The organism is Ruegeria sp. AO1 (assembly GCF_056535985.1).
The window spans coordinates 1,123,684-1,146,975 of sequence record NZ_JBQFJC010000002.1 but is presented as its reverse complement, the minus strand read 5'-3'; the positions used below and the strand labels follow the sequence as shown (position 1 = coordinate 1,146,975).

The following is a 23,292-nucleotide window of genomic DNA, read 5'->3' as shown; positions in this document are numbered from 1 at the left end:
GCAGGTCTGACCGACGATCAGTTGACTTCTACCAGTTCGTCGCGATCAACCCTGATGTTGAACTGGCCGAGGACGCCCCGACCGATACGTTCCACATCCCGGCCAACGCTTCGAACAAGGAAGCCGCGCGCGAGTTCCTGCGCTTCGTCGTGTCTCCGGACGTTCAGACCGAAATCAACAACGGTTCCAACCTGGGCCAGCTTCCGGTCAACGCACAATCCTCGGTTGATGACGACAAGTTCCTGCAGCAAGGTTTCACCATGCTGTCCTCGAACAGCCCCGGCGGTGTCGCCCAGTTCTGGGATCGTGACGCTCCAGCGGAAATGGCCAAGGTCTCGATGGAAGGCTTCCAGGAATTCATGGTCAAGCCAGACAATCTGGACAAAATTCTGGCCAAGCTGGAACGCGCTCGTAGCCGTATCTACGACAACTGATCTGGCAGGGGCCGGGTAAAAACCCGGCCTACGCCTTCCTCAAATGCAAGGCGAGCTTCAACTCGCCTTCGCCCCAGATCCGAGATAGCCCATGTCAGCCGTCGACACACTGGAACAGGAAAGCTGGTTCCATCGCAACCAACAACGCATCGCGCCCTGGCTTTTCCTTGCGCCGGGCCTGTTGTTCTTCATGGTCTATGTGATCATCCCGGTCTTTCAGTCCTTCAACCTGTCACTATACGAATGGGATGGGCTTGGCGCCGCAGAATAGGGTTCCGCAACTACGAGGACCTGTACTGGGAGTGGGTTGACCGCGACGCGTTCTACATCTCACTCAAGAACAACCTGATCTGGTTGATCCTGTATTTGGCAGCGATCCCGGCGGGCCTGTTCATCGCCCTGTTCCTGAACCAGACGGTCTGGGGCATTCGACTCTACAAGTCTCTATTTTTCTTTCCGTTCGTGATCTCTCAGGTCGTCGTCGGGCTGGTTTTCACATGGTTCTACGATCCGACATTCGGGTTGCTGAACGAATTCCTGGGTTTCTTTGGTCTTGGTCCGCTGAATGTGCTGGGGGATGAAAAACTGGTCACATACGGCATCATCGTCGCCGGCCTGTGGCCGCAGACGGCCTATTGCATGATCCTGTATCTGACCGGCCTGAACGCCGTGGACCCCGAACAGATCGAGGCCGGACGTCTGGACGGCGCAAAAGGCGGGCGGATGCTGTGGCACATCATCCTGCCGCAACTGCGCCCGGCGACGTTTATCGCCTTTGTCGTGACGATCATTGGCGCGCTGCGGTCCTTCGACCTGATCTCCATCATGACGCAGGGTGGGCCGTTCGGGTCGTCCCGTGCTGGCCTACTACATGTTCGAGGTCGCCCTGTCCGAATACGGCTTCCGCATGGGATATGGCGCCGCCATCGCTGTGATCCTGTTCCTCATCATGCTGTGCTTCATCGCCTACTTCCTGTGGTCGATGTACCGCGAAGAAAGGGGGCACTGAGATGTTTCCCAAACCCATCGAAAAACAACCCCGCGCGGCGCAGATCACCTATCAGGCCATGCTGCCCATTGCCCTGCTGCTGTGGCTCGGCCCTTGCTTGCTGTCGCCTTGTTCTCAATCAAGCCCGAGGCGGATTTCACCAACGCAAACTACTGGGGCCTGCCGTCCCGGTTTGAAGGCGCGGTCAATTACGGGCAGGTCTTCTTCAACTCGGACATGCCGCGATATCTGCTGAACTCATTCATGATCACCATCCCGACAGTGATCGGAGCGGTCGCGCTCAGCTGTATGACCGGGTTCGCGCTGGGGATCTACAAATTCAAGTCGAACCTGTGGATTTTCTTCATGTTCGTAGCGGGCAACTTTGTCCCGTTCCAGATCCTCATGGTTCCGGTCCGCGACCTGACTTTGGAGCTTGGCCTCTACAATACCAAAACCGGGCTAGTCCTGTTCCACATCGCGTTCCAGACCGGGTTCTGCACGCTGTTCATGCGCAACTTCATCCGAGCGCTGCCTTTTGAGCTGATCGAAGCTGCACGCGTTGAGGGCATCAGTGAGGTCCGTATCTTCTGGTACGTGGTCCTGCCCCTGATGAAACCCGCCATCGCGGCCCTGAGCGTGCTGATCTTCACCTTCATCTGGAACGACTATTTCTGGGCCGTGGTCCTGACCCAAGGGGCTGAAAGCCAACCTGTGACGGCCGGGATCACCAGCTTCAACGCTCAGTACCGCGCGGCATATCAACTGATGAGCGCGGGTTCCCTCGTTGCCGCCTTGCCGCCTGTGGCCATGTTTTTCCTGATGCAGAAACACTTCATCGCGGGTTTGACCCTTGGAGCTGTTAAATAACGCCAAACGAGAGTTTTGCAAAATGACCAAAATCACCTTTATCGGCGCGGGTTCCACGATCTTCATGCGCAATATCGTGGGCGATGCGCTGCTGACACCGGCGCTGGCCGACAGCCATTTTGCGTTGATGGATATCGACCCGCAGCGCCTGGCCGAAAGCGAAACCGTAGCGCGAGCCATGATCCGTTCAGTCGGCACCGGAGCTACGGTGACCACCCACACCGACCGCCGCGCGTTGGAGGGGCTGATTTCGTCATCACCGCCTTTCAGGTCGGCGGGTATGAACCCTGCACGGTGACGGATTTCGAGATCCCCAAGCAATACGGGTTGCGCCAGACAATTGCAGACACGCTCGGGATCGGAGGGATAATGCGCGGGCTGCGCACCGTCCCAGTACTGTGGGGCGTGGCACAGGATATGATGCAGCTCTGCCCCAACGCGACGCTGTTGCAATATGTGAACCCGATGGCGATCAACACCTGGGCTCTGGCCGAGCAATTCCCGGACCTGAAACATGTCGGCCTGTGCCATTCGGTCCAGAATACAGTCGAAGAACTTGCCCATGATCTGGACCTGCCCAAGGATGAGATCCGCTACAAGGTCGCAGGCGTGAACCATGTGGCCTTCTTCCTGCGGCTGGATCATCAGGGCCGCGACCTCTACCCGGCCTTACGCCGGGGCTACGCGCACGGTACTCTGCCGAAACCACCTCTGTTGATGCCACGCTGCCCCAACAAGGTTCGGTACGAAGTGATGGACCATCTGGGCTATTTCTGCACCGAAAGTTCGGAACATCTGGCCGAATATGTGCCGTGGTTCATCAAGGACGGTCGGCAAGACCTGATCGAACAGTTCTCGATTCCGCTGGATGAATACCCAACCCGCTGTGTCGAGCAGGTCGCGGATTGGAAAGAACAGGCCAAAACACTGACAGACGGGCGCGATGTCTCGGTTATTCGCAGCCACGAATTCGCAGCGGATCTGATGAATGCCGTCGTCACGGACACGCCCTATACGGCCTATGGAAACCTGCCCAACACGGGTCAGATCCCACAATTGCCCTTGGGCGCTGCGGTGGAAACCCCCTGTTTGGTCGACTCAAACGGCCTTCAGCCCTCAGTCGTTGCCGACATTCCGCCGCAACTGGTGGCGCTGATGCGCACCCAGATCAACGTGCAAGAGCTAACCGTCCGGGCGCTGACCGAGCAAAACGCCGAGTACATCTACCATGCCGCCATGATGGACCCGCACACTGCTGCGGAACTGGACCTGCGCCAAATCCGAAGCCTTGTCACGGACCTTCTGACCGCACATTCGGACTGGCTGCCCGACTGGTGCCGCCCGCTCCGCGCCGCATGATCTTCAATTTATCACGAACCTCAATTCCAGCCCCAGCCAAAGAACCAAAGCCAGAATGACAAAGAAACGCCGCTCATCGCATTGGTACGGAAAACTCGACAAAGACGGGTTCATCCACCGTTCCTGGATGAAAAACCAAGGCTTCCCAGATCATGCCTTTGATGGGCGGCCCATCATTGGCATCTGCAACACCTGGTCGGAACTGACGCCCTGCAACTCGGGCCTGCGTGATCTGGCCGAAGGCGTGAAACGAGGCGTGTGGGAGGCAGGAGGCTTCCCGGTCGAATTCCCGGTCATGTCGCTGGGCGAGACCCAAATGAAACCCACAGCCATGCTGTTCCGCAATCTGCTGGCCATGGATGTCGAAGAATCCATCCGCGCCTATGGCATTGACGGCGTAGTTCTGCTGGGCGGATGTGACAAGACCACGCCGGGGCAGCTGATGGGCGCGGCCTCGGTCGATCTGCCCTCAATCGTGGTCAGTTCCGGGCCGATGCTGAACGGCAAGTTCAAGGGCAAGGATATCGGATCGGGCACCGATGTCTGGAAGTTCTCGGAAGAGGTCCGTGCGGGCGAGATGACCCTGCAGGATTTCATGAACGCTGAATCCGGAATGTCGCGCAGCGCCGGGGTTTGCATGACGATGGGCACGGCCTCGACCATGGCCTCGCTGGTCGAAGCGATGGGCATGTCCCTGCCCACCAACGCCGCCCTGCCCGCCGTTGACGCACGGCGCATGGCACTGGCACACCTGACCGGCAAACGGATTGTCGAGATGGTAGACGAAGACCTCAAACCCTCGGACATCCTGACCAAGGAAGCATTTGAGAATGCCATTCTGGCCAATGCCGCTGTGGGTGGCTCGACCAACGCCGTAGTCCACCTGCTGGCGCTGGCGGGTCGAGTTGGTGTCGATCTGACGCTAAAAGACTTTGAGATCGGATCTGAAATTCCCCTGCTGGTCAACTGCATGCCTTCTGGCAAATACTTGATGGAGGATTTCTGCTATGCCGGTGGCGTGCCCGCGGTGCTGAATGAACTCAAGTCTTTATTGCGCCCTGCCAAAACGGTTCTGAACAAAGATATCTTGGCCCACTACGACGGGACAGAGTGCTACAATCGCGACGTGATCCGCCCCTTCGAAGATCCTGTGAAGTCCGCAGCCGGTCTGCGTGTTCTGCATGGTAACCTGGCGCCGAACGGGGCGATCGTAAAACCTTCGGCAGCAACGGGTGAGTTGCTGGAAACCGAAGCCGAAGCCTTTGTTTTCGAAAGCATCGAAGACCTGAAGGCCAATATCGACCGCGAAGACCTGCCTGTGACGCCCGAGACCATTCTGGTTCTCAAAGGCTGCGGACCCAGGGGCTATCCCGGCATGCCCGAGGTCGGTAACATGCCGATACCGGCGAAACTGGTGAAAGAAGGCGTGCGCGACATGATCCGCATTTCGGACGCGCGCATGTCCGGCACAGCCTTCGGTACAGTCATTCTGCATATCAGCCCCGAGGCGCAGGCTGGAGGCACACTGGCGCTGGTCAAGACCGGCGACCGCATCCGCGTCTCCGCAAGTAAGGGAGAGCTTGAGCTGCTGGTTGACCAGGCGGAACTCGACACCCGCCGCGCGGCCTGGCAACCGGAGGCGCCGCATTACACGCGCGGTTACGCCCGACTTTACATCGACCACGTGCTGCAAGCCGATCAGGGCGCTGACCTTGATTTCCTTGTCGGCAAAGACACACGCCTCGTTACAAGAGAGAGCCACTAATGGACCAACCTGCTGTATTCCAGGACCTGAAAGGGGCCTCAGTCTATATCACCGGCGGCGGCTCGGGCGTTGGCGCTTCGCTGACCGACGGGTTCATGGCGCAAGGGGCCAACGTGGCCTTCATCGGCCGCTCGGACGCAAGTGCCTTCGTGGAAGAAATGCGTGCCAAACACGGTCGCGCGCCCTTGTTCATGCAGGGCGATATGACCGATACGGAACTGTTGCACGCCACCATGCAAAAGGCCGCCGAGGCCCATGGGCCAATCAAAGTGCTGGTCAATAACGCCGCCAACGATCAGCGCCACTCTCTGGAAGAGACAACCTCTGAATTCTGGGACTGGATGATCGAGGTGAACCTCAAGGCCTATTTTTTCGCCTGTCAGGAAGCGGCGCGGCAGATGGAGAATGGCGGCTCGATCATCAATTTCAGCTCGATCAGCTACATGATGGGCAACGCGGGCTATCCGATCTATACGACCTCGAACGCGGGCATCACCGGCATGACCCGCTCGCTGGCGCGCGAGCTTGGACCGAAAGGTATCCGCGTCAACGCGCTGGCCCCCGGTTGGGTTCTGACGCAAAAGCAGATGGACATGTGGGCCACGCCCGAAGACCTGGCGGCACATTTGGATCGCCAATGCCTGAAAGAACATCTAAAGCCCGACGACATGATCGGACCCACCTTGTTTCTGGCCTCGGACGCCAGCCGCGCCATGACCGGACAGTGCATGGTTGCCGATGGTGGCGTCGTGGTAACGGGGTAGAGTTATGAAACCAGAATGGATCGCAGCAGACTGGGGCACCTCGCACTTGCGCGTCTGGGCGATGGAGGGGTCGACCCCTGTTGACCACGCCCAGTCAGACATGGGCATGGCGCGCGTCTCCAAAGGCGGGTTTGAGGACGCCCTGTTGGCATTGATCGAAGGCTGGTTGGGCAGTGCCCCTGTCGACGTCGTCGCCTGCGGCATGGTCGGTGCTCGTCAAGGGTGGGTCGAGGCGCCCTATGCCGCCGTTCCAAGCGCGCCTGTGCAGGGCGTTCCGATCCGCGTGCCCGCCACCGACCCTAGGATCCGTGCTTTTGTCGTGCCTGGTTTGAAACAGGTGTCCCCGCCGGATGTGATGCGCGGCGAAGAAACGCAGATCGCGGGATTTCTGGATACGCACCCCAACTGGGATGGTGTAATCTGCTTGCCCGGCACTCACACAAAATGGGTGCAGGTCAGCGCGAACGAGGTCGTCAGCTTCCGCACATTCATGACCGGAGAACTGTTCGACCTGCTGAGCGGTCAATCGGTCCTTCGACACTCGGTACGCGAAGGTTGGGATGAGGCCGCATTTGCTGAGGCTGTCGAAGATACTCTGTCCAAACCCGAACAGCTTGCCGCCCGCCTGTTCAGTCTGCGTGCTGCAGATCTGCTGCACGGGCAGGATGGCAGCACGGCCCGCGCGCGTCTGTCCGGGCTATTGATTGGGGCCGAACTTGCGGCCTCACGCCCCTATTGGCTGGGTCAGCAGATCGCGATCATCGGGGCCGAGGGGCTATCGGCCGCCTACGCGCAAGCGCTGCAACCGCAAGGCGCGTTTGTCGAGATGGCCGACGCCACCACATCCACTCTGGCCGGGTTGAACAAAGCCCGCAATATGACAAGAGAAACCGTATGAGCCGCCCTATCATTGCCATTCTGCGAGGTTTGACCCCCTCGCACGCCGAGAAAGTCGGTCGCCTTCTGATCGAAACCGGGATCGACCGTATCGAGGTGCCGCTGAATTCTCCGGATCCTCTTGAGAGCATTGGCATTCTGGTCGAGGCATTCGGCGATCGCGCCCTGATCGGCGCGGGTACGGTGCTGACGCCTGAACAGGTTGAGGCCGTTCGGGATGTGGGCGGCAAGCTGATCGTCTCGCCCAATGCCGATCCTGATGTGATCCGGCGCAGTCGCGAACTGGGGCTGCAATCCTGGCCGGGCATCTTCACCCCGACCGAGGCCTTTTCGGCCCTCAAAGCGGGTGCAACCGGTTTGAAGCTGTTCCCCGGCTCCTTGGCAGGCCCCGCCGGGTATCTGCCTTACGGGCCGTCTTGCCGGCTGGCACGCAGGTCTTCGCGGTTGGCGGCGCGGGTACAGACAATTTCGACGATTGGATCGCAGCCAGCGCTGACGGCTTCGGCATCGGTTCGGCCCTGTTCAAACCGGACATGGAGATCGCGGAAATCTCGGAACGCGCCATCCGCATCGTCGCCGCCTATGACGAGGCTGTTGCATGAGCGTCACTTTCGACGACCGCCCGTGTATGCTCGGCGAAGGTCCCCTCTGGCATCCAGAGCGGAAGCAGTTGTTCTGGTTTGATATCCTCGGCAAACACCTACTGACCCGCGAAGGCGAGGCGCAGAAAAGCTGGGATTTCGACGAATATGTCTCGGCCGCAGGCTGGGTGGACCGTGATACTCTGCTGATGGCCTCAGAAACCGGGTTGTGGCGATTTTCGCTGGCCACGGGCGAGAAATCATTGATTGCCCCGCTAGAGGCTGAAAATCCCGTCACCCGCTCGAATGACGGTCGCGCCGACCCGTGGGGCGGGTTCTGGATCGGGACGATGGGCAAAAGCGCGGAGCTCGGTGCTGGTTCAATCTACCGGTTCTACAAGGGCGAGCTGCGCCGTTTGGTGCCGGGTATCTCCATCTCAAACGCGATCTGTTTCGCTCCGGACCGGTCCTCCGCTTACTACGCAGACACCGCGACACGACAGGTAATGCGGTGGGGCCTGAACACTGAGACCGGCTGGCCCGAAGGGGAGCCTTCGGTCTTTCTGGATCTGAACGAAGACGGTTTGAACCCGGATGGCGCGGTGGTTGATACCGCCGGGAACGTCTGGATCGCTCAATGGGGCGCGAGCCGGGTCGCGGCCTATGATCCGACGGGCAAGTTCCTGCGCGCGGTCACCATTGACGCCGCCCATACATCCTGCCCCGCCTTTGGCGGAGACGACCTGACGACACTGTTCTGCACAACTGCCCGCCAAGGGCTGAGCGCGGAAACGCTTGAAACCCAACCCACGAACGGAATGACCTTTGCCGAACTGAACGCAGGCCAGGGCCAACCGGAACACAGAGTCCTTCTATGACCCCGAACTCGGCGTTTGCTACTACCCCGAACACTGGCCCGAGGCTGTTTGGGCCGAAGATGCCGCGCGCATGGTCGAAACGGGCCTGAGCTGGGTGCGCATCGCCGAATTCGCCTGGAGCCGTTTGGAACCCTCCCCCGGCGATCTGCAATTCGACTGGCTGGATCGCGCGGTCGAGGTCCTGGGATCGGCCGGTTTGAAGGTGGTTATGGGGACACCCACAGCGACGCCTCCACGCTGGATGCTGGACAAACACCCCGATATGCTGGCCGTCGACGCCCAAGGTCAACCGCGCAAATTCGGGTCACGTCGGCACTATTGCTTCAGCCATGCGGGCTATGTCGACGAGTGCGTCCGCATCGCCCGGATCTTTGGTGAACGATATGGACGAAACCCGCATGTCGCTGCTTGGCAAATCGACAATGAATATGGCTGCCATGACACCACGATCAGCTACAGCGCACCGGCGCTCGCAGCGTTTCGGCTGTGGCTGGCCGATCAATATGGCAGCATCGACGCCCTGAACGAGGCTTGGGGCAATGTGTTCTGGTCGATGGAATACGACCACTTTGACCAGATCGACCTGCCAAACTTGACCGTGACCGAGCCGAACCCGGCCCATGTTCTGGCCTTCCGCCGCTTTAGTTCAGACCAGGTGGCGGCGTTCAGCAAGGCTCAAGCCGAAGTGTTGCGCCCGCTGACCGATGCGCCGCTGTCGCACAACTACATGGGGCGCGTGCTTGAGTTCGACCATTTCGATGTTGGTGCGGACCTCGATATCGCCACCTGGGATAGCTATCCGATCGGCTTCTTGTCCGACCGATTGGAAGATGATGCCGAACACAAGGCCAAATTCCTGCAACAGGGCGATCCGGATATGCAGGGCTTTCACCACGATCTCTATCGCGCAGTTGGCCGTGGTCGTTGGTGGGTGATGGAGCAACAGCCCGGCCCTGTGAACTGGGCCCCTTACAACCCAGCCCCCCTGCCCGGCATGGTCCGGCTGTGGTCACTTGAGGCCGTGGCCCATGGGGCCGAGGTGGTGAGCTATTTCCGCTGGCGCCAAGCGCCGTTTGCGCAGGAACAGATGCACGCCGGATTGCTGACACCAGACAGCCGCGCGGCCCCCGGTCTGGCCGAGGCACGCCGGACGGCGGAGGAATTGAAGGCCATCGGTCCGGTGCACCAGAAACAGGCGCAGGTTGCGATCCTGTTTGACTATGCCTCAGATTGGGCGTGGACCACGCAGCCGCAGGGCGCAGGTTTTGACTATTTCCGGCTGGTATTCTCGGCCTACCGCGCTCTGCGTCGCGCCGGGCTTTCGGTGGACATCGTTTCACCAAAGGACCTGCCGAAGGGATACGCGGTGATCATTGCGCCAGGTCTAGCCACTATCGATGCCGAGTTGGAAACGCGTTTGGCTGAGGCCTGCGAGCTTGCCATCCTTGGCCCGCGCAGCGGCGCAATCACCCGCGATTTCCAAATCCCTCTGTCGGGTCGCCCGGGCCTTGATACCGTCGATTGCCATGTCGATCTGGTTGAAACCCTGCCGCCGAATGTCAAACGCCCGGTCGCAGGAGGCGGCGCGGCGCAACACTGGATAGATCGCCTGTCCGGAGACGGTGCAGACCTCTTGCAATTTGCTGATGGGACTCCTGCCGTGAAAACGGGGGACGGCGTTTGGTATCTGGCGGGTTTCCCCGACGAGGCGCTCTGGGATCGTCTTATCGGTCTGGCAGCGCACCACACGGGACTGACGTTGCAGCCGATGCCCGAGGGCTTGCGGCTTCGGGAAACGGCCGAGCATACGTTCCTGATCAACTACAATGCCGATCCGGTTGAGTGGAACGGGCAAACCATTGCGGGCTGCGGCGTTGTAATCCTCGAAAACAGTGCGGGCTCGGAGGGCTGATCCGGGCGCACTATTCCGTCCAGACCGCAAGGCTGTGGGGGGCGACCGGGTCTTCTCCGACCAGAAACGTGCGCTTTGAGTTCACTTGCAATGGTTGATCTTGATCGCCGAAATTGAAGGCAAAGCGCAGGTCCCCGCGTTGGGTCAGCCTCAGGTCCTGATGCGTTTCGGTGACCTCCAGCCCCGCCCATTCCAACACGTCGCGCAAGATGTTTTGTAACAACGCGCCGCTCGGGACCATCGCAAGATAGGTCGCCCTGTCCGAGCGAATGACCGCCGGGCTGCCATTCTGGTATCGGCTGGCGAAACGGCCGATAACTTCTGCGCTCGTCTCGACAATTTCGCGCCAACCTGTGAAAGGCAGCGGGTTTTGCTCACCCAACTGCACGGCTTCGTCCGCAAGGTCGGGCAAGGACTCGACTCGCAAAACGCGAACACCTGTCAAATCGCTCAACACCCCCGGCGCTAGGCTATCCGGGCTGTGCATACCTGGCGTCTTGCTGCCCGACCGCGCCCCGATCAACAGTTTCGCTGAGGTCGTCTTAAGTCTTGAGGCCAACCCGTCGCTGACGATCATGCTCTGCGGTAAAACGATCAAAGCATAGCCATTCAGATCATCCTCCGGCCCGACAAAATCCAGATCGACGCCGAAACCGCGCAATCCCGCGTACCAGTCTCGTAGGATGTTCGCATTAGGAAATGCGTCGTCATGCGGCAGGATATCCGCCGCCCAGATCGACGTATAGTCGATCAGAATTGCAACTTGGGCCTTCTGCCTATTGGCCGGCGGCAAAACCGCCCGATCCTTCACCACCTGCGCCAGCTCGACCGCTGCCTGATCCGGGCTGCCGTCAGATCGTAAAAGCGCGGTGTGGAACTGTTCCTGAGCAAACCTCGCCTGCCGCCAGCGAAAGAACATCACCGCCTGCGCACCATGAGCATAGGCTGCCCATGTCCATAGCCGAACCATGCCATCTGCGGGCGACGGGTTCTTTTCCGCCCAATCCACTGGGCCGGGTTGTTGTTCCAACACCCACATGCGCCCGCGTCCCTGCGAACGATAGAGATCGCAGTGAAACCCCTGATAATCCGGTGCCCCGGTTCGCAAGTAGCGGTGCTTGTCCTGATCAGACAGGGACGATCCCAGCAGATTGCCCAGCGGGTAACTGTCGAAGCCAACGATATCCAAGTCGGCGGCCACCGCGTGGTGATCATACTCGAAACTGCCCGCCATGAAGTTATGCGTGATGTCCCTGCCCGGAGAATGTGCCCGAAGAATATCCACCTGAGCCTTGTTGAACAGTCGGACCCGGTCCGAGGAATAACGCGCAAAATCCAAAGATTGCGTCGGGTTCGCGGCCGCGACCAAGCCGTTTGGTAGCTCGATCTGGTCAAAACTTGAATACTGCGTGCCCCAGAAAACCGCACCCCATCTCTGGTTCAATTCTTCAATCGTGCCATAGCGCTCTTGCAGCCATCGGCGAAACCCATGGCGAGCCGGGTCGGAGTAGCTGAGGACGGTGTCATGGTCATTGTATTCATTGTCGATCTGCCACGCGTGAACATGCGGGTTTTGCCCATAGCGCCGGGCATATTCGGTGGCGATCCGTTTGGCCTCCTCCAGATAGACATCGCTGGAGAAGCAATAGTGCCGTCGCGATCCAAAGCCGCGCACGCGACCGTCAGGACCCACGGGCAGAATCTCTGGATACTCGTCGATCAGCCATTTGGGTGGCGAAGCCGTTGGAGTAGACATCATGACCCGCAGGCCAGCCTCACCCAATATCCCGATCACCTCATCCAACCAACCCCACTCGAAGTGACCGCGCCGGGGCTCGATCAGGCCCCAGGTGAACTCTGCAATCCGCACCCAATCGAGGCCCATTTCGACCATACGCGCAGCATCGTCTCGCCATTGGGACGGGCCCCATTGCTCGGGATAGTAGCAAACCCCCAGTTCAAGTTTGCTCATCTGGTGTCCTTCGCAGTTCGCCGCTCGATCCATTTCAGGAAGCTGGCGCAACCCAGAGTAATCACTACATAGAGGATCGCCGCCGTGTTGAAGGGTGCAAATGGCAGGAAACTGGAAGCCTGAAACTCGCGCATGCGTTGGGTCATGTCGCGCACCGACAGGATCGACAGCAACGAGGTGTCCTTGATCATCGCGATGAATTCGTTGCCCAAGGGCGGTGTGACGATCCGCAAGGCCTGCGGCAGCACGATCAGCCGTGCTGTTTGCCAGCGTGACAGACCCAGCGAACTGCCGGCCTCGAGCTGGCCTTTCGGTATCGCTTCGATGCCGGATCGGAAGATCTCGGCCATATAGGCGGAATATCCAACCGAAATGGCGATGATCCCGCGGGTCATGTTGGTCATGTCAATCCCGCCACCAGTGGCATCCTTGACCGCGCCCGCCAGAGGAAGGCCGATATAGAGGATGATCACCAGCATCGGAATGCCTCGGATCGTATCCACGAAAAACTCGGCCCCGACCGCAAGTGGGTGCAGTTTGTGCTGGGATCCACCGACCGTAAGGGTCAGCAAAAGGAAACCGAAAACGGCAAAAGCGAGCCCCGGATTTCGAAACTTGTCTGGCAGAAAGCTGGTCTGCCAGATTACCGGATAGCCCTGTGTATGGGCCTCAACCGGAACAAATGCGCCTGAGACGCTTTCTACGGTCTCAATCTGCTCAATCGCTGATGCCGCGTCCGGAGCGCTTCGGATGCGGATTTGCTGATCGCCGCCACCCTCGAATTCACCGAAGCGGATCACATCGGCTTGCGCCTGAGGGGTGCCGCGCACAATGGCAATGCGGCCCTCGGCATTGCCGACAAGGACATAGCTGACCTGAGGCTGCATGAAAAAAAAGGTGGATACCGCAAGCAACGCCAGACTGATCGCGCCATAGACCATCGTTGTCCGGGCCTTTGGCTTGAATGACTGAAGCCCGACCCAGATCAGGCCAAGGATCGCTGCGAAGATATAAGCAAAGATCGCCGCGCGGAACGTAATCGCGACGCCTGTTGCGAATTGCCAATGGGCCATAAACATCAGGTAGAACAGCGCGGCGCCCGTCAGAATTTCGAACCCAAACTGCACGCGCCCACGTAAAGGTTTGGCCAAACGGCCCGAGATCAGGCAGAGCGCGATGATCACAGTATAGACGGCCAGTAGTATCAGCAGGCCGCTCTGAACTTGTGCAACCACTTCGGGAAACAGAACCCACGTTTGGTTGGAGCGGTCAATCAGGGTCGAAGTGTTCTGACTGAGCGCATGAAAGAAGACGGACTCGGCGAAGGGCATCAGGACATGCGGGGCGACAAAAGCCAGAATGGATAGGCCAACCGCCGCCGGAAACGCCGCCAAAGCGGAAATGCGAAGCCATGCGGGCGCTTGCGCTTCGAACCGGGTGTGGCGGGCGCAAAGATAGCCGAGGATCGCAGTCGCAAGGACCAGCAGGAACCCCACGAATATCGGCCCTGCATTGTTACCGATCCCAAGAATGGCGACCAGAGATCGCAGGTATTTTGACGAGGTGGCAAACAGATAGATGATAAACGGCGCGGCTGCGAGCAACACGAGGTTGCTCGGGCGGATCGAGCTGAGGCGCGACATGGTGTTCTCCGCTAAGTCAAAGCCCCGGCGGCAGAACCCGCCGGGGCTGGAGGGGGTTCAAAGGGTCAGTTGGTGCCCCAGTATTTGGCTTTCAGCTCATCCAACGTCCCGTCTTGCTGAATTGCGGCCAGACCTTCGTTGATCGCATCGACGGTCGGATCACCTTCCTGAAACACGATGCCCAGAGGGTCGGATTGCAGGCCGGTAATGCCCACGGTTAACTCGCCCGCGAACTCCTGCTCATACGCGGTGGCCGAAGTTCCGTCGATGATCACGCCTTCGACGTCAGCATTCTGCAACGCCAGAATGGCGGCAGAGAAGTTGTCATAGAGGCTGACATTCTCGCGCCCGACCAGCTCTTCCGCCAACTGCGCGTTGGTTGTTCCGGTTTGAGCGGCCAGTTTCAGACCTCCGGCCTTGAAGTCATCCAAGGTCGTGTCGCCCTTGTCGACTTGCAGCAGGATGGCCTGGCTGACCACGATATACGGTTCCGAGAAATCCATGGTCTCTTCCCGTTCCGGCGTGATCGACACGCCCGAGATGACCAGATCGAACTCACCTTGCTGAAGGGCTGCGAAGATGCCGTCCCACGCGGTGTTGACGAAATTCGGCACGCAGTTCACGCGTTCGCAAATGGCGTTCATCACGTCGACGTCAAAGCCCACGATCTCGCCCGTTGTCTCATCGACGGTCTCCATTGGCGGATAGGTTGCATCTGTTCCGATCTTCAGAACGCGGCCTTCCAAATCGGCGGCAAAAGCGGCCGGGACCGTCATCGTGGCAACGGCTGCAGCGGCAAGTAGATGTTTGAACATGTTTGGTTTCTCCTTTGTTGGGTCAGGTCAAATCGCCGGGTTCGGCGGAGGTGTGTCAGGTTGCCGCTCGATTAACGTGGCCCTGATCTTCTTTTGAATTTCAGACGGATCGACCCCGTCCAATGATTTTAACATGAACGCGCCCAGCAACCGGCTGGTCTCGTCAATCGGCACGTAGTAGGCGCTGGGCGCGGGCACGAAATACTTGCTGAGTTGGAGGTCATCGGTCGAAATGACCACAACATCGCGCCCGACCCTGATGCCATCTTCGGCGGCGGCGGACAAAACGCCCAATGTCATCGCCTCATTGGCGCAAATGATACCGGTCGGGCGGTCTTTGCGCTGCATCAGGCTGCGAAAAGCCTCTTGGCCGCTTTGCGCCGTTGTGGGGCCGTTGTAGATCAGATCGGGTTGAACGGGCACGCCCGCCGTCTGTAGCGCGGCGGCATAACCAGTCTGACGCTGTCCGGTGTAAACCAAATCGGCGGGTGGGTTGATAAGCGCAATCCGCCGATGACCTAAACGCAACAACCGCTCTGTGGCGTCGTGCGCCGCGCTTTCGCTGTCGAAATCGACATAGGGATGAGGTTCAGAACTGTCGCTCATGCCATAGGTCACAAAGGGGAAGTTCTGGTTTTGTAGATAGGCGATACGCGGGTCGTTATGTCGAGTGCCCGAAAAGATCACCCCATCCGCCGAGCGTTCCTGTACGATCGCGCGCAGGGCGGCCATCGCTTCGTCCAAATCGGCCACGCTGCACACGCTCAGCTCATAACGTGACCCCTGCAAGGCGGTTGAGATGCCAGCCACAATTCGGGTGAACTCGACACCCTCCCACTCCTCGGTTGCGTCGGTGGAGACGCCCACCAGTACCGCGATCCGGTAGGACTTGTTCGTGCGCAATTTCAGCCCGGCAAGGTTTACTTTGTAACCCTGCTCCACGGCCACTTTCTGTATCTCTTCACGGGTTTCGCGTTTGACCGAGTCCTCTCCGCGCAAGGCATTGGAAACGGTCCCGACGGGTAGCCTGTCTGCTTGGCGATAGACTTGATCGTTGCGCGGGCCATTTAGTTGCGACCTTTCAAAAGGTCGGTCAGAAAGCGCCTGCCTATTGTCAGCGTCGTCGCCGGACTCGGCGACTCGTCATGCTCAACGAACAGATCCGAACACGCGGTACGATGCAGCGCGTCAAGAACTGCGTTCCAGTCAATATCGCCCTGCCCCAGATCCCGCCACCGGGCGTCGCCCTCTTGGCTGGGGTCCACGTCCTTGGCATGGACCGAGACCACACGGTCGGCATAGCGCCCAATTATCTCGGCAGGGTCCAAGTTCGCCGCCCCCAGCCAACCGATATCGGGCTGCCAAAAGACGTTCCCTGTTTCCAGGAACATCTCCAACGGCGTCTGCGAGGGATAACCGACCAGATCGAAATCGTGGTTGTGATAGGCCAGCCGAACGCCCGAGCCGGACAATTGCGCAGCCCATTGTGTTAACTGGCCCGACACAGCCTTCCATCCCTCGGCGGTGTCGGGCCGCGCCTCTGGTGCCAGCCAAGGCATGACGGCAACCGGGCACTCCAATCGTTCCAGAAGGTCCTGAATTTCGGGTAAACGCCCCTCGTACTCTTCCCAGTCGAAATGCGCCGAACGCACCCGTAGGCCAGATTGCGCAACGATCCGGGCCATCTGAGGCGCCGTCAGATCGTGCAACCCTATCGTTTCGACATCTCCATAGCCACAGGCCACCGCCAATTGCAGTTGATCGCCGAGATCACCACAATTCCGGACTGTGTATAGCTGCGCAGAAACCCGCATTCGCCACCATTGAAACGTTTCAATAATGGTTGAACGGGGTTGTATGAGTTGTCAAGCGGCTTGAAGCAGCGCGCGCCAAGTCACTTGCGCATGGACAGGCCGTTATGGAACAGATGCACTTTTTCCGGCCGTGCTGTGACCGAAACCTGCTGCCCGCGAAGGTTCCGTTGAATACCGGGCAGTTTGGCGATGACCTGATCCGCGCCGTTGGATTTGGCAAAATAGAGCAGAGTCACTTCACCCAACGCTTCGGTGAAATCAACCTCGCCGCTCAGGATCGGGTCGCTATCCGTCAAAGTGAAATCTTCGGGCCGGACGCCGATGTTTACCTGCTTGCCTTCATCCTCGGGCCCGGTCGGGATCGCGGAAATCGCCATGCCTCCGCCCTCCAAGGCTATCGTCGTCATCTGCCCAGTGCCAGTGATCGTTCCGGGTAACAGGTTCATCGAAGGCGAGCCGATGAACTGGGCAACGAACTCATTGTCCGGGGTTTCATACAGCTCAAGCGGGGTGCCAACCTGGGCGATGCCTTTGTTGGCCAGCACAACGATGCGGCTGGCCAAGGTCATCGCTTCGACCTGGTCATGGGTCACATAGATCATGGTGCTGTCGGGCATCGCCTCTTTGAGGCGCGCAATCTCAATCCGCGTGGCGACGCGCAGCGCTGCATCGAGATTCGAGAGCGGCTCATCAAACAGATAGACCTTGGGGTCCCGCACAATCGCCCGCCCGATCGCGACGCGCTGGCGTTGACCACCAGAAAGGGCTTTGGGTAGGCGATCAAGATATGGGTCCAATTGCAGAATTTGAGCCGCGCGCTCAACAGCAGCGTCAATCTCTGCGGCGGGTCGCTTGGCGATCTTAAGCGCAAAAGACATATTCTCGCGCACGGTCAAATGCGGATAGAGGGCATAGGACTGGAACACCATCGCGATGCCGCGCTGCGCGGGCGGCACGTCATTCATGACCTGACCTTCGATCTCCAGCGTGCCGCCGGTGATCTTCTCCAGCCCCGCAATCATCCGGAGCAGAGTGGATTTTCCGCATCCGGACGGGCCGACAAAGACGATCAACTCGCCCTGCTCGATATCCAGATCAATGTGTTTCAGGACATCAACTGGTCCATAGGATTTCGCCACATCTGTGAGTTTGAGTTCCGACATGACTTACCCCTTGTCCCTGCGCATCAGGCAGAATTCGGCAGGTTGCAGCGTGACGCGACCTTCACCCGTGACACTGCCAATGTCCTCACCAATTGCCTGCCAGCTGCCCGAGGGCAGATCGACCTGCCCCGCCCCTCGTCCCAGATTAAAGGCGCAAAACACCTCCTCGCTGGCGTTTTCGCGGCGGAACATCAGGATCGGGCCGACTTGCACCATCTCTGATTGCGCCCCCGCAGCCAGCGCCGGATGCGCATGTCGCAGAGCAATCGCGCGGCGATAGTGGTGCAGCATGGATTGGTCGTCCGCCTCCATACGATCAACCGCACGTTCGGACTGCGTATCACTAACAGGCAACCATGGCTCGCCGGTGCTAAAGCCCGATTGTTCATCCTGAGTTGCCCAGACCATTGGCGTCCGGCATCCGTCACGGCCTTTGAACTCAGGCCAGAATTCAACGCCATAGGGGTCTTGCAAGCGTTCGAAGGGCACGTCGGCCTCAGGTAGGCCCAATTCCTCGCCCTGATACAAACAGGCCGAACCGCGCAGGCACATCATCAGAACCGCGTGCTGACGCGTTGCCGCATCGCTGAGGTTCCAGCGGGAGGCATGGCGTTGAACATCATGGTTCGAGAACGCCCAGCAAGGCCAGGCATCTCCGGCCTTGGCCTGAAGCTGGTCAAACACCTGCTTCGCGTAAGACGCTGTCAACGCGCGTTTTTCCAGGAACTCGAACGCATAGCACATGTGCATACGCGCATCACCCGAGGTGTACTCCCCCATGATCTCAAGCCCGCGCTGCGCGTCGCCGACCTCACCCAGACAGGCGCGTCCTTCGTATTCGTTTGTCAGCGCCCTCAGCCGCTCCAGGAAGGCGATGTTTTCCGGCTGACTTTTGGAATAGAGATGGTTCTGGTGGTTGTATGGATTCACTGCGGGTGCAATCGAGGCATTGCGCTCCTCAACCGGCAGCGCGGGGTTATCGCGCAACTGCTTGTCGTGGAAATAGAAGTTGATCGTGTCCAGACGGAAGCCATCGACCCCAATCTCCAGCCAGAACCGGGCCACGTCCAGCAGCGCGTCCTGTACCTGTACGCAGTGGAAGTTCAGGTCCGGCTGCGACGTCAGGAAGTTGTGCAGGTAGTATTGCAGGCGGCGCGGGTCCCACTGCCAGGCAGACCCTCCGAAGATCGACAACCAGTTGTTCGGCGGCGTCCCATCTGGTTTGGGGTCAGCCCAGACGTACCAATCGGACTTCGGATTTTCCGTTGAAGCACGGCTTTCGGTGAACCACGGGTGTTGATCCGAAGTGTGTGACAGCACCAGATCAATCATCACTTTCAAACCCTTGGCGTGGGCCTGATCCAATAGTTCTTGGAAATCCTCAAGCGAGCCGAACATCGGATCGACATCACGATAATCGCTCACGTCATAGCCGAAATCCTTCATCGGCGACTTGAAGAAAGGCGAAATCCAGATCGCATCGACGCCGAGCGAGGCGATATAGTCGAGCCGTTGGGTGATCCCCTTCAGGTCACCAATCCCGTCGCCATTGCTGTCCTGAAAGCTGCGCGGATAGATCTGGTAGATCACGCCGCCCCGCCACCAGTCTGACGGCGCTCTGGTTGAGTTGGATAGGTCTACGGTGTTTTGCACGTTCATCAGACGCCTCTATTTGACGGATCCGGCCAGTAGGCCCCGGACCAGGTATTTTTGCATTGCGAAGAACACGACCAGTGGCACAAAGATCGATACGAAGGCCGCCGTCGCGAGGATTTCCCAGTTGCCGCCTCTTGTGCCCAAAAGCTCGACGATGCGGTTGGTCATAACGGTGGTCTGGCCGGTCGCATCGATCAGGAATACCTTGGCGACCAGAAGGTCGTTCCATGTCCACAGGAACTGGAAGATCGCAAAGGATGCGAGTGCCGGGAAGCTGAGCGGCAGGATCAGCTTAGTGAAGATCTGGAACTCGGTCGCGCCATCGACGCGAGCATTCTCGATCAGATCCCGTGGCAACCCGGCCATGTAGTTGCGCAGCAGGTAAATCGCCAGTGGCATACCAAAGCCTGTATGGGCCAGCCAGACGCCCAGATAGCCTTTCCCGATCCCGATATTCAGGTGGAATTTCAACAGCGGTATCAACGCCAATTGCAATGGCACAACCAAAAGCCCAACGACGGCCGCGATCAGCAGCGCACGGCCTGGAAACTCCATCCAGGCCAGTGCATAGGCTGCGAAGGCCGCGACGAGGATCGGGATGATTGTTGCCGGGATTGTCACCGTCAACGTGTTGAAGAACGCTTTGGCCATACTGTCCGAACTGCTCTGATCCAGCAGGACTTTTCGGTAGTTGTCCAACGTGAATTCCGGCGGCAATTCGGCCGTGACGAACACACGGACACCTCGGTTTCCGGTGAACTCCTCAGTGTTCTCCATCCTGTAGGCGCCGTCCGCATCAACGGTGATCGTGCCGCCTCGACGCAGTTCAGCGGTGTCGCCGGGAACAAAGGCGTCAACCTCACGAGCACTGATACCCCAGTTCGAGATCTTCACCTGCTCGTCATCCCCGAAAAGCTGACCTTCGATTACGTAGAGGCCGTTCTTCAGCACCTGCGTTTCAGGTGCGGCGCTGCGCAGGGTCAGGTTCTGCTCGGACGGAAAAACCGACCGCCACCAACCACTGCCCGAGATCTGATCCGCAGTCCGGAAAGATGAGATCAGCAGACCGAGGGTCGGAATCACCCAAAGCACCACCAGAAAAACAACCGAGGCATGGACAACCCAGCGCAGTGCCGGTTTGGTTCCTGCAATATCGCTCATGGCCTACTCCATTTCCTTGCGCGCGTTGCGCACGTTCCAGATCAGGATCGGAGTGACCAACAGCATGATCACCATGGCCGAGGCCGACCCCACCCCCCAATCATTGGCGCGGAACAGCTTGTCGTACATGTAGTTGGCCAGCACCTGCGTCTCCCATTGGCCATTGGTCATGGCAAAGACGATGTCGAAGACCTTGAGGACAGTGATCGTGATCGTCGTCCAGACCACCAGAATGGTTGTTTTGATCTGAGGTACTTTGATCTTGAAGAAAATCTGGAACGGGTTTGCCCCGTCCAGAATAGCGGCCTCGACCGTTTCCTCGGGGATGCCACGTAAGGCCGCCGACAGGATCACCATGGCAAATCCGGTCTGAATCCAGACCAAAACGATCATCAGAAAGAAACTGTTCCAAAACGGAACGGTCAGCCATGTCTGCGGTTCAGTCCCGCCGAAGAAGATGTACAGGGCGTTAAGAATACCGATCTGATCCTGTTCCGCCGGCCGCGCGTCATAGACCAGTTTCCAGATCACCGAGGCCCCCACGAAGGAAATCGCCATCGGCATGAAGATCAGCGATTTGGCAAAATTGCCCCAGCGGATGCGATCGGTCAGCTGCGCTACGAGCAGACCAAAACCCGTTGACATCGCGGGCACCACGATTAGCCAGAACATGTTGTTGCGCATGGCTTCCCAGAATTTCGGCTCTGCCGCCATCTGGGTGTAGTTGTCCAGACCAACCCATCTGTACCCGCCGCCAGGCACGCGCTCCGTGAGTGAAAGGCGCAGCGTCTCAACAACCGGATAAGCCAGATAGAGGCCAAGCGCCGCCAGCGCAGGGAACAGGAACAGCCAGGGCCGGATCATGTTCGCGCGGTTGATATTGCGCCCTGCGTTCGGCCCGCGCGGCGGGAACAGGACTTTGTCCAGAAATTGGTTCGAGAGGTAGAAGTAGCCCACGCAACCCGACACACCGATGATGATGGTCAGCAGGCCCTGAAGTGCCGGTGTCATGATGCCCTCGTCGGTTTGGAAACGGGGCAGCCTAATAGCCGCCCCGAAGCGTCAGTTACTTCGCGGCATCCCACGACGACTGGATTTCACCCGCAACAGTGGCCGCGTCCTTCGCGCCCGAGGAATAGTCGACCATGCCGGTCCAAAACGTCCCCGCGCCGACCGCACCCGGCATCAGGTCTGAGCCGTCAAAGCGGAACGTGGTGGCGTTGGTCAGAATCTCACCCTGACCGCGTTGCGTGTCATTGGCATAGTTCTCGGGGTTTGCCCCCAGATGCGGCGTCAGGAACCCGTCCTGAGACATCATGATCTCATGCGCAAATGGAGTTTTGAGGAATTCCATAAACACTTCAGTCGCCGGGCTTGGGTTTGTGATAGTGAACAAGGTGCCCGCGCCCAGAACCGGTGTGCCCAGATCTTTCTCAGCGTAGGCCGGGAAATAGAAGAAATCGGCATCCACGCCCAGCTCTGTCCCTTCCGGGAAATAGGCCGGTATGAACGAGGCCTGGCGGTGCATCATGCAGGCAGGCGGACTGTCGAACAAGCCCTTGGGGCTGTCGCGAAAATCGATCGCGGCCGTGTCGTCTGCGTTCCCAACCACATAGTCGTCATTGCGGGTAAAGCTGCCATATTCCTCAATCGCGGCAATCACGCGCGGGTCGTCGAACTTCATCTCATTCGATACCCACTGGTCGTAAACCTCTGGCGATTGCGTGCGCAGCATCAGGTCCTCAACCCAATCCGTCGCAGGCCAACCCGTCGCGCCACCGGATGCTAGGCCGACGCAGAGCGGGGTCTCACCGTCTTCGACCATCTGATCCATAAGCGCTTTGAACTCTTCCATGGTCTCAGGGACCTCGTAGCCGAAGTCCTCGAAGTTCTCAGGGATGTACCAAACCAGAGACTTGACGTTCACGTTGAAGAAGAAACCGTAGAAATCCTTGGCTCCGTCTGCGTTCTCAAAAGTTCCCAGATCGACCCAGGACTGACCGGCTGCGAAATTGTTCTTGATCCAGTCCGCCGATCCATCAGCAAGCGGCGTCAAATAGCCGTTCTTGGCCATGTTCGCCGCAAGGCCGGGCTGCGGGAAAACCGTCAGGTTTGGCGCTGATCCGGCTGCTGCGTCGATCAAAATCTGCTGTTCCAGCGAGTCCGAGCCGACATAGCTGGAGCTTGCGCCTGTTGCCTCATCGAAATAGGCGACCAGATTTTCGAAGGATTGTCCCTCACCCGCAAGCCAGGGGCCGAAAATGGTCAGGTCCTGACCGCTCAGATCATGAGCGTCTGCAAAAGCCTGGAACCCATCCCAGTCAAAGCCGCCCTCTCCAACGGGGTGGATCATTTGACCCTGTGCGTGAACAACCCCGGCAGTCAGGGCAAACGTGGCCACACCTGCGTACAGCGTGCGTTTCATGAAATCTCCTCCCAATACTCTCCAGCGCCTTCGCTTCACGTTTTTCAAAGCGCTTTGAATGATTATTGTTATCCGCTAACATTTTTACTCTGTCAATGAGTCGTATTTTCGAATAAGTCAGAAAAACATGCTTGTCTGTTATCACAACAGGTTGGCCGGCGCACAAAACAGGACCTCACCAGTAAAGCCTTCGAT

16 protein-coding genes and 5 pseudogenes are annotated in these 23,292 nt (G+C 58.9%); 11 read left to right on the top strand and 10 right to left on the bottom strand.

All coding sequences use genetic code 11. The features are described 5' to 3' along the window. From ACR3FB_RS23265 to ACR3FB_RS23215, 11 genes and pseudogenes are all read left to right on the top strand, one after another. Positions 1–434, top strand: a pseudogene (locus ACR3FB_RS23265) (carbohydrate ABC transporter substrate-binding protein); the annotation flags it as partial. Positions 435–525: 91 nt separating this feature from the next. Then, a pseudogene (locus tag ACR3FB_RS23260) lies at positions 526–1,443 on the top strand (carbohydrate ABC transporter permease). Position 1,444: 1 nt separating this feature from the next. Beyond that, positions 1,445–2,292: pseudogene (locus tag ACR3FB_RS23255) on the top strand (carbohydrate ABC transporter permease). Between the two features lie 22 nt (positions 2,293–2,314). Next, positions 2,315–2,590, top strand: coding sequence for a family 4 glycosyl hydrolase (locus ACR3FB_RS23250; RefSeq protein WP_480566923.1), 276 nt, complete (start codon positions 2,315–2,317; stop codon positions 2,588–2,590). Beyond that, a complete protein-coding gene (gene melA, locus ACR3FB_RS23245; RefSeq protein WP_480566922.1) occupies positions 2,587–3,651 on the top strand; it encodes an alpha-galactosidase in 1,065 nt (354 codons plus the stop codon). The genes ACR3FB_RS23250 and melA overlap by 4 nt, the downstream gene beginning before the upstream one ends. 55 nt (positions 3,652–3,706) lie before the next feature. Beyond that, entirely contained in the window at positions 3,707–5,416 is a 1,710-nt protein-coding gene (locus ACR3FB_RS23240) for an IlvD/Edd family dehydratase (RefSeq protein ID WP_480565720.1), read from the top strand. After that, positions 5,416–6,180, top strand: coding sequence for an SDR family NAD(P)-dependent oxidoreductase (locus ACR3FB_RS23235; RefSeq protein ID WP_480565718.1), 765 nt, complete (start codon positions 5,416–5,418; stop codon positions 6,178–6,180). The genes ACR3FB_RS23240 and ACR3FB_RS23235 overlap by 1 nt, the downstream gene beginning before the upstream one ends. 4 nt (positions 6,181–6,184) lie before the next feature. Beyond that, complete coding sequence (locus tag ACR3FB_RS23230; protein WP_480565717.1) at positions 6,185–7,078, top strand: 2-dehydro-3-deoxygalactonokinase; 894 nt, start codon at positions 6,185–6,187, stop codon at positions 7,076–7,078. Further along, positions 7,075–7,679, top strand: a pseudogene (locus ACR3FB_RS23225) (2-dehydro-3-deoxy-6-phosphogalactonate aldolase). The gene ACR3FB_RS23230 and the pseudogene ACR3FB_RS23225 overlap by 4 nt, the downstream one beginning before the upstream one ends. Next, entirely contained in the window at positions 7,676–8,536 is an 861-nt protein-coding gene (locus ACR3FB_RS23220) for an SMP-30/gluconolactonase/LRE family protein (protein ID WP_480565713.1), read from the top strand. The pseudogene ACR3FB_RS23225 and the gene ACR3FB_RS23220 overlap by 4 nt, the downstream one beginning before the upstream one ends. Positions 8,537–8,543: 7 nt before the next feature. Further along, a pseudogene (locus ACR3FB_RS23215) lies at positions 8,544–10,448 on the top strand (beta-galactosidase); the annotation flags it as partial. 10 nt (positions 10,449–10,458) lie between these two features. Here ACR3FB_RS23215 and ACR3FB_RS23210 read toward each other — a convergent pair. The 10 genes from ACR3FB_RS23210 to ACR3FB_RS23165 all read right to left on the bottom strand — a co-directional run bounded on the left by ACR3FB_RS23210 (position 10,459) and on the right by ACR3FB_RS23165 (position 23,097). Further along, entirely contained in the window at positions 10,459–12,420 is a 1,962-nt protein-coding gene (locus ACR3FB_RS23210) for a beta-galactosidase (protein WP_480565709.1), read from the bottom strand. Then, positions 12,417–14,063: an amino acid ABC transporter permease gene (locus ACR3FB_RS23205; RefSeq protein WP_480565707.1), complete on the bottom strand. Its 1,647-nt coding sequence runs from the start codon at positions 14,061–14,063 to the stop codon at positions 12,417–12,419. Before ACR3FB_RS23205 ends, ACR3FB_RS23210 begins: the two co-directional genes overlap by 4 nt. A gap of 65 nt (positions 14,064–14,128) precedes the next feature. After that, complete coding sequence (locus ACR3FB_RS23200; RefSeq protein WP_419740815.1) at positions 14,129–14,878, bottom strand: basic amino acid ABC transporter substrate-binding protein; 750 nt, start codon at positions 14,876–14,878, stop codon at positions 14,129–14,131. 27 nt (positions 14,879–14,905) lie between these two features. After that, positions 14,906–15,877, bottom strand: a complete 972-nt coding sequence (locus tag ACR3FB_RS23195) for a LacI family transcriptional regulator (protein ID WP_480566921.1) — start codon at positions 15,875–15,877, stop codon at positions 14,906–14,908. A gap of 68 nt (positions 15,878–15,945) precedes the next feature. Continuing rightward, entirely contained in the window at positions 15,946–16,692 is a 747-nt protein-coding gene (locus ACR3FB_RS23190; RefSeq protein ID WP_480565705.1) for a sugar phosphate isomerase/epimerase family protein, read from the bottom strand. A gap of 80 nt (positions 16,693–16,772) precedes the next feature. Further along, a complete protein-coding gene (locus ACR3FB_RS23185) occupies positions 16,773–17,855 on the bottom strand; it encodes a sn-glycerol-3-phosphate ABC transporter ATP-binding protein UgpC (protein WP_170702136.1) in 1,083 nt (360 codons plus the stop codon). A gap of 3 nt (positions 17,856–17,858) precedes the next feature. Then, positions 17,859–19,514 (bottom strand): alpha-glucosidase, encoded by a 1,656-nt coding sequence (locus tag ACR3FB_RS23180; RefSeq protein ID WP_480565703.1) that lies wholly within the window; start codon positions 19,512–19,514, stop codon positions 17,859–17,861. A gap of 9 nt (positions 19,515–19,523) precedes the next feature. Next, positions 19,524–20,672 carry a carbohydrate ABC transporter permease gene (locus ACR3FB_RS23175; RefSeq protein ID WP_480565701.1) on the bottom strand — a complete coding sequence of 383 codons (1,149 nt, stop codon included), beginning with the start codon at positions 20,670–20,672 and terminating at the stop codon, positions 19,524–19,526. A 3-nt stretch (positions 20,673–20,675) separates the two neighbouring features. After that, complete coding sequence (locus tag ACR3FB_RS23170; protein WP_170377422.1) at positions 20,676–21,683, bottom strand: carbohydrate ABC transporter permease; 1,008 nt, start codon at positions 21,681–21,683, stop codon at positions 20,676–20,678. Positions 21,684–21,738: 55 nt separating this feature from the next. Beyond that, entirely contained in the window at positions 21,739–23,097 is a 1,359-nt protein-coding gene (locus ACR3FB_RS23165) for an ABC transporter substrate-binding protein (protein WP_480566919.1), read from the bottom strand. Positions 23,098–23,292: the final 195 nt, after the last annotated feature.

Coding starts and splice junctions, on each gene's coding strand:
- ACR3FB_RS23250 (WP_480566923.1), top strand. CDS start 2,315: ATGACCAAAATCACCTTTATCGGCGCGGGTTCCACGATCTTCATGCGC.
- ACR3FB_RS23240 (WP_480565720.1), top strand. CDS start 3,707: ATGACAAAGAAACGCCGCTCATCGCATTGGTACGGAAAACTCGACAAA.
- ACR3FB_RS23235 (WP_480565718.1), top strand. CDS start 5,416: ATGGACCAACCTGCTGTATTCCAGGACCTGAAAGGGGCCTCAGTCTAT.
- ACR3FB_RS23230 (WP_480565717.1), top strand. CDS start 6,185: ATGAAACCAGAATGGATCGCAGCAGACTGGGGCACCTCGCACTTGCGC.
- ACR3FB_RS23220 (WP_480565713.1), top strand. CDS start 7,676: ATGAGCGTCACTTTCGACGACCGCCCGTGTATGCTCGGCGAAGGTCCC.
- ACR3FB_RS23210 (WP_480565709.1), bottom strand. CDS start 12,420: ATGAGCAAACTTGAACTGGGGGTTTGCTACTATCCCGAGCAATGGGGC.
- ACR3FB_RS23205 (WP_480565707.1), bottom strand. CDS start 14,063: ATGTCGCGCCTCAGCTCGATCCGCCCGAGCAACCTCGTGTTGCTCGCA.
- ACR3FB_RS23200 (WP_419740815.1), bottom strand. CDS start 14,878: ATGTTCAAACATCTACTTGCCGCTGCAGCCGTTGCCACGATGACGGTC.
- ACR3FB_RS23190 (WP_480565705.1), bottom strand. CDS start 16,692: ATGCGGGTTTCTGCGCAGCTATACACAGTCCGGAATTGTGGTGATCTC.
- ACR3FB_RS23185 (WP_170702136.1), bottom strand. CDS start 17,855: ATGTCGGAACTCAAACTCACAGATGTGGCGAAATCCTATGGACCAGTT.
- ACR3FB_RS23180 (WP_480565703.1), bottom strand. CDS start 19,514: ATGAACGTGCAAAACACCGTAGACCTATCCAACTCAACCAGAGCGCCG.
- ACR3FB_RS23175 (WP_480565701.1), bottom strand. CDS start 20,672: ATGAGCGATATTGCAGGAACCAAACCGGCACTGCGCTGGGTTGTCCAT.
- ACR3FB_RS23170 (WP_170377422.1), bottom strand. CDS start 21,683: ATGACACCGGCACTTCAGGGCCTGCTGACCATCATCATCGGTGTGTCG.
- ACR3FB_RS23165 (WP_480566919.1), bottom strand. CDS start 23,097: ATGAAACGCACGCTGTACGCAGGTGTGGCCACGTTTGCCCTGACTGCC.